The organism is Bradyrhizobium sp. P5_C11_2, from assembly GCF_054049755.1.
On the sequence record NZ_JBFULT010000198.1, the window covers coordinates 1 to 12115 of the forward strand.

Below are 12115 nucleotides of genomic sequence, written 5' to 3' on the forward strand. Positions count from 1 at the left end.
TGGTGAACGTGATCACCGTCCCCGGCTTCATGTAGGCCGCAGCGGCATCGGGATCGGGTATCATCGAGGCCGTGAGATAGGCCTCCACGATCTCGGCATCGGTCATCGGGCGGGCTTCGGCTTTTGCGGGGGCGGACATGGCGGGTTCTCCGGGAGCGCCCGCATTCTACAATTCCTGCCTCAAACTGCATGCATATTTTTTGAACAATTCAGTGCCAAAACTGCACACAATCTGGAGCTGCCCGCTCCCGCAGCTTCCGCTAGGCTAACACACTCGAATCCGACGCCATGACCAGTCAAACCGCCTTCGACCTGATCTTCCGCAACGCCCTGTTGCGTTCATCCGCCGCGCCCGTCGATATCGGCGTGAAGGGCGGACGGATCGCCGCGATCGGACCTGGGCTCACCTGCGACGCCGTCGAGATCGACGTCGGCGGCCGGCTGGCCCTGCCCGGCTTCGTCGACACCCACATCCATCTCGACAAGGCGTGCCTGCTCGGACGCTGCGGACACAATCATAGCAGCGTCTCGGAAGCGATCCGCGCCGTGGCCGGGATGAAGAAGGATTTTACGATCGAGGACGTTTACGCGCGCGGCGCTCGCGTGCTGGAGCGGGCAATCGTGCACGGCACGACGCGCATGCGCACGCATGTCGAGATCGATCCGCGCATTGGCCTGCGCGGCTTCGAGGCGGTGAAGGCGCTCAAGCGCGACTATGCCTGGGCGATCGATCTGTCGCTCTGCGTCTTTCCGCAGGAAGGCCTGACCAACGATCCCGGCAGCGACCAGCTCCTGGTCCAGGCGCTGCGCGACGGCGGCGAGGCGATCGGCGGCTGCCCCTATATGGACACCGACCCGAACGCGCATCTCGCACGCATCTTCGATCTCGCCGAGGAATTCGACGTCGACGTCGATCTCCATCTCGACTTCGATCTCGACCCCTYCTGGTGGCATCTCGACGAAGTCTGCCGGCAGACCGAGCGGCGCAAGTACCAGGGGCGCGTGGCGATCGGCCATGCCACGAAACTCTCGGCGCTGCCGCCGGAGCCGCTGAAAGCGGCCACCGCGCAACTGGCAAAAGCCGGCGTCGCCGTCACCGTGCTGCCCGCGACCGACCTCTATCTGATGGGCCGCGAAGCCACCCACAACGCGCCGCGCGGGCTGACGCTCGCCCACAAGCTCGTTGATGGCGGCGTGCTGTGCTCGGTCGCCACCAACAACGTGCTCAATCCCTTCACGCCGTTCGGCGATGCGTCGCTGCTGCGGATGGCGAACTTTTATGCCAACGTCGCGCACGCTTCCGTCAGCGATTTCGACACCTGCCTTGACCTTGTGACCGAGCTGCCGGCGCGGCTGATGAACCTGAAGGACTACGGGATCGAGGTCGGAAAGCCCGCCGATCTCATCGTGCTCGACACCCAGGACAGCCGCTTCGCGATCGCCGAGCTGCCGGATGTCGCGATGGGCTTCAAGAGCGGCCGGCAGACGTTCGAGCGATCGCGGCCCACGCTGTTCAAACCCCGGCGCTAACCGGCTCGCCCGATCTTCGCACGTATTGCGCTGCGGCCATCACTTACGCGACTATCGGCGCAATCGATCAACGGAGGAACTGGATGGCCTTCGAAGCAATCTTTCTGAATGCGCGTTTCGACAGCGGAGCGCGGCATCACATCGCGGTCAGGGATGGCCGTATCTCCGCGATCACGTCCGTTGACCAGCCACCCGCCGGTGCCGAGACGATCGATCTCAAGGATGCCCTCGTCGTCCCCGGCTTCGTCGAGGGCCACATCCATCTCGACACCAGCTTCTATGGCGATGCCTGGCGGCCGCACAAGCCATGTACTGACGGATTCGATGTGCATGAGCGCGTGGCCTTCCAGGCCCAGAACATGGCCGAGGCCGCGCCGATGGATGTGCGCGCGCGCAACCAGCTCGATCTCTGCATCGGCCACGGCACCACGCAGATGCGCAGCCATGTCATGGTGGACGGCTCGGTCGGCCTGAAATCGCTCGAGACGATCCTGCGCGTGCGCGAGGAGTACAAGGGCCTGATCGACATCCAGCTCGTCGCCTTTCCCCAGAGCGGAATCTTGTCGAGCCCGGGCACGCCGCAGCTGCTCGACGAGGCCATCCGCCTTGGCGCCAACCTCGTCGGCGGGCTCGATCCCGCGAGCTTCGATCGCGACGTCGAAAGGCATCTCGACGTCGTGTTCGGCGTCGCCAATAGGCACGGCGTCGATGTCGACATCCATCTGCACGACATGGGCACACTCGGCGCCTTCGAGATCGAGCAGATCGCGGCGCGCACGCGCGCGCTCGGCATGGAGGGACGCGTCGCAGTCAGTCACGCGTACGGGCTCGGCGACATCTCGCCAGATTACCTCAAGAAGATCGCCGATGTTCTCGCCCGCTCCGGCGTCGCCATCATGACGAACGCACCGGGCGCCCGTCCCTTTCCGCCCATCCTAGCTCTGCGCAACGCCGGCGTGACCGTCTTCAGCGGCAACGACAACATCCGCGATTCCTGGTGGCCCTATGGCGACGGCGACATGCTGCGCCGGGCGACGACGCTTGGCTATCGTTCGGGGTTTAACATCGATGAAGAGCTGCGCGTTGCGTTCGATGTCGTAACCGAAGCCGGCGCCAAGGCGCTCCGGCTCGAAGGCTACGGCCTGCGCGTCGGCGCCAAGGCCGATTTCGTGGCGCTGAATGCGGAACATATTCCCGAGGCCGTTGTCGGGGTGCCGCAAGGGCGCTCCGTGTACAAGGAGGGCAGGCTCGTCGCATCCAACGGTAAGATTATCGGGAAGCGCGGCTAATCATCCGACCTATTCTGTTCGATGATACCGCTGACCTTCCCCACTCCCCGAATCCGGTAGAATCCCTGACCGTAGCTGCGCGCATTGCGCTACGGGCCACACGGATCATACTAAGGCCTGCACTGACGTCTGCGTTCTGTGGGGAGTATGGACATGTTCAGCGCATTCAGCAGCATCGATTACCGTTCCATTCGGGCCAGCACGCCTGCCGAGGCGGCTGTCAAGCGACTGAATGGCATCGGCGAAGTCCTGTCGGGCCTCGATATGTCGGCAATCCAGACCCAGAACGACATGTCCCGCGCGCTGTTGACGCTCGATACCGCCGACAAGTGCATTCGAGCGATCCTCACCGAATTCCGCACCGAGCGCGCCAAGGAGCAAGTCGTGCGCGAAGCCAAGAGCCTGATCGACCTGATCGAGCTCGCGCGCGACGAAATCTCGACCTATCGCGACGGCGGCCCAGCCCTGAGCTGAGCGCCCGCGCTCGACATCAACGCCTGACCTTCGCCAGGATACGATCCGCCTCGGTGCGCCAATCGGCGCTGCGCGCGAACTCCTTCGTCCCCTTCGCGCCGAACAAACCTTCATCGGCGAGGTCGGCCATCCAGGCCTGCCGTTCGGCAGTGCCCTGCGCCGACCACGGCGTCAGCCCCGCCTCGCGCACGGTCTCGGCGACCTCGCGCACCTCCTCGGCACGGCGGCGGCCGTGCTCGATCACGCGCTGGAAGAAATACGCGCCCTGCTTCTCCCAGTCGATCGCGGGGAACGTCTCCGCCAGCGAGGCCAGCACCGCGTCCTCGACGCCATAGGCACGCGCGGTGGTGAAGCTTTCGATGACCATGGCCTCGAGGCCCTTGATCATGATGCTGCGGCACATCTTCACCGCAGATGAAACACCGAGCTTGTCGCTGGCAACCCTGGCCGCGAAACCGATCGCATTCAGAAGCGGCTCGAGCTCCCTTGCGCCGGGACCACCGAGCAGCAGCGGCACCTTGATGCGATAGGGCGGCACCGAGGTCATCACCGCACCCTCGACATAGCGTCCGGCAGCGCCGTCGATCAGCGCAGCCGCGCGCCGCTTGGCGCCGGGCGAGGCCGAATTGAAATCGAGGAACCAGGTGCCCTGGTTGATCGCACCCGCGCAAGCCTTTGCCACCGGCACGGCCTGGCTGGCGGTGACGGCGGAGATGATGAAATCGGATTTCGCGGTCAGCTCGGCATGAGACGCCGCCAGCGCCACGCCGCACTTCGCAGCATGCTCTTTCAGAGCGGCGCCCTGCTCGCCGCCAAGCTTGGTGTCATAGGCCGCGACCCTGATGTCCTGCTGGCGCAGATCCTCGGCCAAAATCCTGCCGACCTCGCCATAGCCGACCAGTCCTATCTGCCATCGCCTGGGGTCCGACATCAGTTCAGTCCTCGTGTCGTCTCGTCAAAGAGCTCCTCGACCGCATAGCGACGCGGAATCAACGCCTGCTGGAATGCGTAGTCGACGATCAGCTCCAACGATTTCCTGTTCGCGTCGACCCCGAACGGGACAGGGTCCGGCGTCACCGCAGGCCCCACCTGCACCTTGTTCCGCTTGAGCAGATCATAGACGCCCGCAACGACGTCGGGATGCGACTTCGCGAGCTTTTCGGTCACGACCACGAGATGATTGACGGGCACGACGCCGCGCCGGGCGTACCATGTCGCCGCCTCCGCGGCCGGATCGGAGAACAACGGCTTGAGCTTGGGATCGTTCGACGCCTCGCCGAGGACGGCGTCGAGCTCACCGTCGAGCAGCATCTGCAAGATCTTCTTGTCCTTCGGTGCCCGCTCGGTGGTGTCGACATATTCGGCGACGTGCGGATCCTCGAACGTGACCCAGCGGATGCTGTTAAGATCGACGCCGTAGTCGTTGGCGAGGATACCCCTGATCCACGCGCCCGTCGTCGTCGTGAAGGAGCGGATGCCGACGCGCTTGCCTTCGAGATCGGACGGCCCGAGCGTTCCATGCGCGGGATTGTACAGCGCGTAGGAATGCTGGAAGCGGCCGAGCATGGTCGCCGGCAGCAGCACCAGCGGCTTGCCGTGCGCCTTTGCYATCAGATAGGTGACGATCGCCATCTCGCAGACGTCAAAAGCCTGCTCACGCACCATCGGCTTGAATGCGGTGTTGGTCGGCGTGTACTCGATGAAATCGAGGTCGAAGCGATCGGAGCGGAGCTCGCCGCTCTTCACCGCCTGGACATGGGGATGACTGCCGAGCACGGCCTTCAGCTTGAGACGATCCATCCGCCCGCTCCGCTTCTCTTGTCTCGCTCAGACGTCCTCGGGATTGTCGACATAGACGAGGCCGGCCTTCGCTAAGGCCTCGCGCATGCTGTACATGTCGAGACCGAGCTCGCCCGAGCCAAGCCGCTTGCGCTTGCCGCCTTCATCGGCGTTGCGCTTCTTCGCTTTCTCGGCGACTTCGGCGGCATAACGCTTCGGCACCACCACCACGCCATCGTCATCGGCCACGATGATGTCGCCGGGATCGACGTTGACGCCGGCACAGACCACCGGAATGTTGACCGAGCCGAGCGTCGCCTTGACCGTGCCCTTGGCCGAGACCGCGCGCGACCACACTGGAAACTTCATCTCGTGCAGCGCTTTGACGTCGCGGCATCCGGCATCGATGATCAACCCCTGCACGCCGCGTGCCTGGAGCGAGGTCGCGAGCAGTTCGCCGAACATGCCGTCGGTATTGTCTGTGGTGCAGCCGACGACGAGAATGTCGCCCTTCCTGCACTGCTCGACCGCGACATGGATCATCCAGTTGTCGCCAGGCTGCGCCAGCACGGTCACCGCGGGCCCTGCGATCGCCGCGCCCGGCCAGACCGGTCGCAAATACGGCTTCATCAAGCCGATGCGGCCATAGGCCTCGTGCACGGTCGAGACGCCGTACTCGGCCATCCCGGCGGGATCGGCTCGCTTGATGTTGCGAACGACGACCGGCTTCATGCCAGTTCCTCCGCAACCGTCGGGAACAGGCGCTGATAGGCCTCGCCATACGTCATGGGCACGCCGGTGTTGCGGCTGCCCTGGATGCCGCGATTGAGCGCGACGCGCTCGTAATAACCCCACAGATGCTTCTGTGCGGCGAGGATCTGGAACGCCTCGTACTTCTCCTTCCAGACCTCGTCGATCTTGAGGAGCAGGTCCGGCTTGTAATTGCACTGCTCCGGCTGGTGCGGCTCGAACAGGAACACCGGCGGCGCCGAATATTTGTACTGCGCGCCGGGCTTGTGGCCCATCGCCTGGGCGACCACACGGGTCTCCTGCGCGAAATGCGCGGCATTCGGATGGTCGAAATTATAGGGATCTTCCAGCGCGTGCGTCAGCACGAAGCTCGGATTGAGCTCGCGGTATATGTCGACCATGCGGTCGAAATGCGCCTCGGTGAGCTTCAGCGGATAATCGCCGCAATCGAAGAACTCGATCTCGGCGCCCAGAAGCTTGGCCGCCCGCTCCGCCTCGTCCTTGCGGCCGGCCTTGACCGATTCCAGCGTCGCGCCCTTCTCCTTCCAGGCGAACTGGCTCTCGCCGCGCTCGCCGAAGGACATGCAGACGATCTTCATGCGATAGCCCTTCTTCGCATGCAGCGCGATGGCGCCGCCGGCGCGCCAGACAAAATCGCCCGGATGGGCGGTGATCACGAGACCTGTTTTCATGGGACGGACTCCCCCTCTCTCATTCGTAAGCATCATAGGCTCCCTGCTTTATGCAGGCAGCCAATTCATCAGGCCGCGACGGCGGGTTCCTCGCCGTCGAGCACACGCCGCAGGCGCTCGCCGTCGAGCGCGCCTTCCCATTTGGCAATCGCAATCGTCGCCACCGCGTTCCCGATCAGATTGGTCGGCGTCAGCCCCTGTGACATCAGGCGATGGATGCCGAGCACCAGCGCGACGCTCGTCACCGGAATGCTGCCCGTGGCCGACAGCGTCGCCGCCAGCACGACGAAGGCGGCGCCCGCGATCCCCGCCGCGCCCTTGGAGGTCACGAGCAGGATCAAAAGCAGCTCGATCTGCTCGGCGAGCCCGAACGGCGTGTTGGTCGCCTGCGCCAGGAACACCGAGGCTGCGGCAAGGTACAGGCAGGTGCCGTCGAGGTTGAAGGAGTAGCCGGTCGGGATCACCAGCCCGACGACGCTCTTCTCGCAGCCCGCCTTCTCCAGCTTGGTCAGCATCCGCGGCAGCACCGTCTCGGACGACGTCGTGGCGATGCAGATCAGCAGCTCTTCCCAGATGTAGCGGATCAGCTTGAACAGCGAGAAGCCGCAGAGCCGCGCCACCGGACCGAGCGCCACGATGATGAAGATCACGCAGGTGAGGTAAAAGCCGCCCAACAGCTTACCCAGTGAAGCCAGCGAGCCGACGCCGAACTTGCCGACCGTAAACGCGATGGCGCCGAAGGCGCCGATCGGAGCCGCCCACATCACGAAGCCGACAATCGCAAACACCATCTTGGCAGCGATGTCGATCAAATTGACCAGCGGCGCCGCGCGCTCGCCGAGCTGCACCAGCGCGAAGCCGCACAGCACCGAGATGAACAGAACCTGGAGGATGTTGCCCTCGGCGAAGGCACCGATGAACGTCGCGGGCACAATGTTCATCAGGAACGGCACAAAGCCGATGGCGCCGGTCTGCTTGACGTAGGGCTCGATCGCGCTGGCATTGATGCTGGCGGGATCGACGTTCATGCCGACGCCGGGTTTCAGCACATTGATCGCGATGAGACCGATCACCAGCGCGATCGTGGTCATGATCTCGAAATAGACGATGGCCTTGATGGCGACGCGCCCCACCCGTGCCATGTCGGCCATATGCGCGATGCCGTGCACGACGGTGCAGAAGATGATCGGCGCGATCAGCATCCGGATCGCCTTGATGAAGGCGTCGCCGAGCGGCTGCATCTTGGCACCCGCCTCGGGATTGACGATCCCAAGCGCGATGCCGGCCGCCATGGCGATGAGCACCTGGATCCAGAGCTCCTTCCACCAGGCCCGCCCGCGCGGCTTGTCGATCGTCAGCGCCGTCATTCGTCGAACTCGAACAGGCGTGCCGGATTGCTGACGAGGATTTTCTGCTGGAATTCCACCTCCGGCGCGAACAGCGGGATCAGGTCGACGAGGTCGCCGTCGTTCGGCATCACCTTGACGTTGGGGTGCGGCCAGTCCGTGCCCCAGATGACACGGTCGACCGCGGTCTCGACGATTTTGCGCGCGAACGGCACCGCGTCGGTGAAGGGCGGGCCTGCCGAGGAGACGCGTTCGGAGCCGCAGATCTTGACCCAGCATTTTTCATCACGCTGCATCAGCTCGATCAAAATCCTGAACGGCAGCTGGTCGAGCCCCTCGGAGGCCTTCACCCGCCCCATGTGGTCGATGGTGTAGCTCAGCGGCAGCTTTGTCAGCATGTCGGCATATTCGGGCAGGTCGATCGCATCGAAATGCAGATCGATGTGCCAGCCGAGCGGCGCGACCATCGCGACGATGCGGTCGAACACGCGTTTGTCGGGAACGCCGCCGAGATGGCGGACGAAATTGAAGCGGCAGCCGCGGAAACCGCCCTCGTGCAGCACATGAAGCCCGCGCTCGGTGATGCTGTCATCGATATTGGCGACCGCGCGGTAGGCGCCGTTGCTCTGCGCGATGGCATCGAGCGCCACCGTGTTGTCGGTGCCGTGCACGCTGGCATTGACGATGACCGCGCGCTCCACGCCGAGCTTGGCGTGCAGCGCCCGAAACTCCTCCAGCGGCGCATCCGGCGGCGTGTAGGAACGATCAGGCGCATAGGGATATTTCGCCCCGGGCCCGAAGATGTGGCAATGCGCGTCGCAGGACAGCTTCGGCAGCTTGAATTTCGGCGTGCGCGTGTTCGGGTCGGGCGGCGGAATGGTGGGCGTGTACATCATCGTCATCAGGTGAACTTGAACAGGCGTGCCGGATTGTCGACCAGCAGCTTCTGCCGGACCGCGCTATCTGCCGCGTAGAGAGGGATCTGGTCGACGATCTCGCCGTCGTTCGGCATGATCTTGACGTTGGGATGCGGCCAGTCGGTGCCCCAGATGACACGATCGGGCGCATTGTCGATCAGCGCCTTCGCGAACGGCACCGCGTCGTGGAATGGCTTTCCGGCAGCGGAGGCGCGCTCGAGGCCGGTGATCTTGACCCAGCACTTCTCGTCGTTCTTCTGGAGATCGAGCAAGGCGGTGAAGCCGGGATCGTCGAGCCCCTTCCCCGCCTGGACCGTGCCCATGTGATCGATCACATAGCGCGTCGGCAGCGCGCTCAGGATGGGCGCGAATTCGGCGATCGTGCCCGGCTCGAAATAGACGTCGATGTGCCAGCCGAGCTCGGCGACGCGGTGAACGATGCGCTGGAACTTGGTCATGTCGCYGACCCCGCCGAGGCGCTTGAGGAAGGCGAAGCGGCAGCCGCAGATGCCACCCTTGTCGAGCGCAGCCAGTTCCTTCTCGGACATCTCATCATTGACATTGGCGATGCCCTTGTAGGCACCCTCGCTCTGCGCAATGGCGTCGGTGACGACGCGATTGTCGGTGCCGTGCACGGTGGCATTGACGATCACGCAACGCTCGACGCCGATCTTTTCGTGAACGCTGCGGAACGCCTCCAGCGGCGCGTCAGCCGTGTTGTAGGGCCGGCTCGAAGAGAACGGATAGCGGGACGCCGGCCCGAAGATGTGGGTATGGCTGTCGCAGGACTTCGGCGGCAGCTTGAACGACGGCGTCTTGGGATTTGGATCCGGCGGCGTGATCGTCGGGATCGCCTTCGGCTCCACCGCCTGCGCATGCACGTCGGCCACCCACGCGGCTCCGGCCAATCCGGTCAAAAGATGCAAGCACTCCCGCCTGTTCATTTCCTCAACACCCAGTCACGTGGTCCGTTTGCGAGCGGAAACGCGAGACCGCGCCACCCCTCGACGGTTTCTTTCAAGTCTTGCTGCTGACGGCCGGCCGCCGCCGCGCGGGCGCGGCCTGATCCAGCGCCGGCGCCTGGAACGCGGCGACGGTCGCCTGCACCAGCTGCTCGATGGCACTGGCTCCATCGCTGCCATCGGCCTCGCCGCGCGACAGGCGCGAGACGCGGTCCGGCGTCACCAGCGAGTAATAAAGTGCGCCGAGCAGGAAATGGCTGCGCCAGACGATGTCGGTGCGCGGAATGTGCGGCAGGCTGTCGTGGATCGCGTCGATGAAGGCGTGGCTGGTGTCGTCAAAGGTCTGCGCGATGATTTTTCGCGCGACCTCATTGCCCTCGGCGGACATCACGGCACGCAGCCGCGTGAAGCGCGCCCCGCCGCCGGCGAGATCGCTGCCCGAGGTGAAGGCCGGCACCACATAGGCCCGCACGATCGCTTCCAGCCGATCCTGGAGATCGCGCACGCGCTTGGCGGCGGCGAGCAACTCCGAGCGGCGAAGATTCATCGGCCCGCAATGGCGCCGGTAGATCTCCAGCAGCAGGCCGTCCTTGGTCTTGAAATGATAGGTGACGCTGCCGGGATTGGCGCCGGCGGCCTGCRCGATATCGCGCACGGATACGGCGTTGAAGCCGTTGGTGGCGAACAGCTCCTCGGCCGCGGCGAGGATCGCCTCGCGCATGTTCGGCTTACGGGCCGTTTCCTTGCTGGTGGGCTTGCGTACCATGTGATTTGTACTATCGTACAAAAGATCAGGTCTCGTCAACAAAAACCATGGGCGGGGTCCGGGACGGTTCGAAAGACCGCCGCAGGACGCGAACGCCCTCTAGGAGTGCTGGACTATGCTGGGTTTGAACAAGAAGATCGGCGGCTTGCTGCTGGGTGCCGGTCTGCTGCTGGCGAGCACCGCCGCGCCGGCCGACAACTATCCGAGCAAGCCGGTCCACATCCTCGTGCCCTATGCGGCCGGCGGCGCGGTCGACGTGCTCGCGCGGACGCTGGGTCAGGCGCTGGCTAAGACCTGGGGCCAGCAACCCGTGATCGACAACCGGCCCGGCGCCGGCGGCATCGTCGCCTCGCAGGCGCTGACGCAGGCCGCGCCCGACGGCTATACGCTGATCCTGGTCGCCAGCGGCCATCCGCTCAACCAGTTCATCTATCCGAGCGTGCCCTATGACACGTTCAAGGATTTCACCGCGATCACCGAAGTCGCGTCGTCGCCGCTTGCGATCGTGGTTGCCAAGGACAGCCCCTACAAGACGCTCGGCGATCTCCTGGCGGCTGCAAAGAAAGAGCCGGACAAACTCTCCTATGGCATGTCCGGCAACGGCACCTCGGCGCATCTTGCCGGCGAGCTCTTGAAATACATGTCGGGCACCAAGATCGTCGCGATCCCCTACAAGGGCGGCGCACCGGCGCTGACCGCCGTCATCGCCGGCGAGATCCCGCTCAGCGTCAATCCACTTGCCGAGGCGATCGGCCAGCTCGAAGGCGGTCCGGTGCGCGCGCTCGCGGTCACTTCCGCCGAGCGCTCCAAGGCGCTGCCGAATGTCCCGACCGTCGCGGAGTCCGGCGTGCCCGGCTACGACGTCTCGGTCTGGTGGGGTGTGCTCGGTCCCGCCAAGATGCCGGCGGAGATCGTGGCGAAGCTCGAAACCGATTTGAAGGCGGCGTTGCAGGACCCGAACGTGCTGTCGACACTCGGCAAGATCGGCGCGGCTCCCGTCGGCTCCTCCGCCAAGGACTTCGAGGCCTACATGCACGCCGAGGCAACCAAATGGGAGCCGGTGCTGAAGGCCGCCGACATCCGCGCGCAATGAGGCGGCTCTTCACATGAAGACCCTTCCTCATCCTAGGCGCCTTGCGCGCACCCCCCTGCTCGCCGCCGCAGTCATCAGCTTGCTCGGTGCACCCGCGCACGCCGACGGCGAAGCAAGACTGCTGGCGCCGAGCGGCAGCCTGCGCGTCGGCATCTATCCGGGCAGTCCGACCTCGATGGTCTCGGACGCGGCCGGCCAGCCGCACGGCCTCGCCTACGATCTTGGCGGCGAGCTGGCGAAGCGACTTGGCGTGAACGTCGACTATGTCAGGTTCCAGCGCGTCGCCGACATCGTCGCCGCGATCCACGACGGCCAGGTCGATTTCACCGTGACCAACGCCACGCCGGCCCGCGCCAATGAGGTCAGCTTCAGCCAGACCGTGCTGGCAATCGAGCTTGGCTATCTCGTCCCGGCGAATTCGCCGATTAAGGCGGTCGAGGACATCGACCGCCCCGGCGTGAAGATCGGCGTCACCAAGGGCTCGACGTCCGAGCGGACCCTGCCGACAAAATTCAAG

The 12115-nt window shown here is 64.7% G+C and carries 13 protein-coding genes and 1 pseudogene; 5 read left to right on the forward strand and 9 right to left on the reverse strand.

Annotated elements, in window-relative coordinates:
- Nucleotides 1-139, reverse strand: a pseudogene (locus ACXJL8_RS19420) (nuclear transport factor 2 family protein); the annotation flags it as partial.
- Nucleotides 140-288: 149 nt separating this feature from the next.
- Here ACXJL8_RS19420 and ACXJL8_RS19425 point away from each other — a divergent pair.
- The 3 genes from ACXJL8_RS19425 to ACXJL8_RS19435 all read left to right on the forward strand — a co-directional run bounded on the left by ACXJL8_RS19425 (nucleotide 289) and on the right by ACXJL8_RS19435 (nucleotide 3293).
- Nucleotides 289-1530, forward strand: a complete 1242-nt coding sequence (locus ACXJL8_RS19425) for an amidohydrolase family protein (RefSeq protein ID WP_456685422.1) — start codon at nucleotides 289-291, stop codon at nucleotides 1528-1530.
- An 83-nt stretch (nucleotides 1531-1613) separates the two neighbouring features.
- Nucleotides 1614-2819 carry an amidohydrolase family protein gene (locus tag ACXJL8_RS19430; RefSeq protein WP_456618785.1) on the forward strand — a complete coding sequence of 402 codons (1206 nt, stop codon included), beginning with the start codon at nucleotides 1614-1616 and terminating at the stop codon, nucleotides 2817-2819.
- Nucleotides 2820-2972: 153 nt separating this feature from the next.
- Complete coding sequence (locus ACXJL8_RS19435) at nucleotides 2973-3293, forward strand: hypothetical protein (protein WP_456618786.1); 321 nt, start codon at nucleotides 2973-2975, stop codon at nucleotides 3291-3293.
- A gap of 16 nt (nucleotides 3294-3309) precedes the next feature.
- Here ACXJL8_RS19435 and ACXJL8_RS19440 read toward each other — a convergent pair whose 3' ends face one another.
- The 8 genes from ACXJL8_RS19440 to ACXJL8_RS19475 form a co-directional block, all read right to left on the reverse strand.
- On the reverse strand, nucleotides 3310-4227 hold the full coding sequence (locus ACXJL8_RS19440; protein WP_456618816.1) for a DUF1932 domain-containing protein: 918 nt from the start codon (nucleotides 4225-4227) through the stop codon (nucleotides 3310-3312).
- On the reverse strand, nucleotides 4224-5093 hold the full coding sequence (locus tag ACXJL8_RS19445; RefSeq protein ID WP_456685423.1) for a hypothetical protein: 870 nt from the start codon (nucleotides 5091-5093) through the stop codon (nucleotides 4224-4226). The genes ACXJL8_RS19440 and ACXJL8_RS19445 overlap by 4 nt, the downstream gene beginning before the upstream one ends.
- Nucleotides 5094-5120: 27 nt before the next feature.
- Complete coding sequence (locus ACXJL8_RS19450; RefSeq protein WP_456618788.1) at nucleotides 5121-5804, reverse strand: 4-carboxy-4-hydroxy-2-oxoadipate aldolase/oxaloacetate decarboxylase; 684 nt, start codon at nucleotides 5802-5804, stop codon at nucleotides 5121-5123.
- Nucleotides 5801-6514, reverse strand: coding sequence for a PIG-L deacetylase family protein (locus tag ACXJL8_RS19455; protein WP_027517331.1), 714 nt, complete (start codon nucleotides 6512-6514; stop codon nucleotides 5801-5803). Before ACXJL8_RS19455 ends, ACXJL8_RS19450 begins: the two co-directional genes overlap by 4 nt.
- A 68-nt stretch (nucleotides 6515-6582) precedes the next feature.
- A complete protein-coding gene (gene dctA / locus ACXJL8_RS19460) occupies nucleotides 6583-7881 on the reverse strand; it encodes a C4-dicarboxylate transporter DctA (protein ID WP_456618789.1) in 1299 nt (432 codons plus the stop codon).
- A complete protein-coding gene (locus ACXJL8_RS19465; RefSeq protein ID WP_456618790.1) occupies nucleotides 7878-8762 on the reverse strand; it encodes an amidohydrolase family protein in 885 nt (294 codons plus the stop codon). The genes dctA and ACXJL8_RS19465 overlap by 4 nt, the downstream gene beginning before the upstream one ends.
- A complete protein-coding gene (locus ACXJL8_RS19470; protein ID WP_456685424.1) occupies nucleotides 8762-9721 on the reverse strand; it encodes an amidohydrolase family protein in 960 nt (319 codons plus the stop codon). The genes ACXJL8_RS19465 and ACXJL8_RS19470 overlap by 1 nt, the downstream gene beginning before the upstream one ends.
- A 73-nt stretch (nucleotides 9722-9794) precedes the next feature.
- Nucleotides 9795-10505, reverse strand: coding sequence for a TetR/AcrR family transcriptional regulator (locus ACXJL8_RS19475; RefSeq protein WP_456685425.1), 711 nt, complete (start codon nucleotides 10503-10505; stop codon nucleotides 9795-9797).
- 115 nt (nucleotides 10506-10620) lie between these two features.
- On the opposite strand from ACXJL8_RS19475, the gene ACXJL8_RS19480 reads away from it, so the two are divergent.
- On the forward strand, nucleotides 10621-11598 hold the full coding sequence (locus ACXJL8_RS19480; protein WP_456618793.1) for a tripartite tricarboxylate transporter substrate binding protein: 978 nt from the start codon (nucleotides 10621-10623) through the stop codon (nucleotides 11596-11598).
- Nucleotides 11599-11611: 13 nt separating this feature from the next.
- A partial coding sequence (locus tag ACXJL8_RS19485) for a transporter substrate-binding domain-containing protein (RefSeq protein WP_456685426.1) occupies nucleotides 11612-12115 on the forward strand: 504 nt, incomplete at its 3' end.

Coding starts and splice junctions, on each gene's coding strand:
- ACXJL8_RS19430 (WP_456618785.1), top strand. CDS start 1,614: ATGGCCTTCGAAGCAATCTTTCTGAATGCGCGTTTCGACAGCGGAGCG.
- ACXJL8_RS19435 (WP_456618786.1), top strand. CDS start 2,973: ATGTTCAGCGCATTCAGCAGCATCGATTACCGTTCCATTCGGGCCAGC.
- ACXJL8_RS19450 (WP_456618788.1), bottom strand. CDS start 5,804: ATGAAGCCGGTCGTCGTTCGCAACATCAAGCGAGCCGATCCCGCCGGG.
- ACXJL8_RS19455 (WP_027517331.1), bottom strand. CDS start 6,514: ATGAAAACAGGTCTCGTGATCACCGCCCATCCGGGCGATTTTGTCTGG.
- dctA (WP_456618789.1), bottom strand. CDS start 7,881: ATGACGGCGCTGACGATCGACAAGCCGCGCGGGCGGGCCTGGTGGAAG.
- ACXJL8_RS19465 (WP_456618790.1), bottom strand. CDS start 8,762: ATGACGATGATGTACACGCCCACCATTCCGCCGCCCGACCCGAACACG.
- ACXJL8_RS19480 (WP_456618793.1), top strand. CDS start 10,621: ATGCTGGGTTTGAACAAGAAGATCGGCGGCTTGCTGCTGGGTGCCGGT.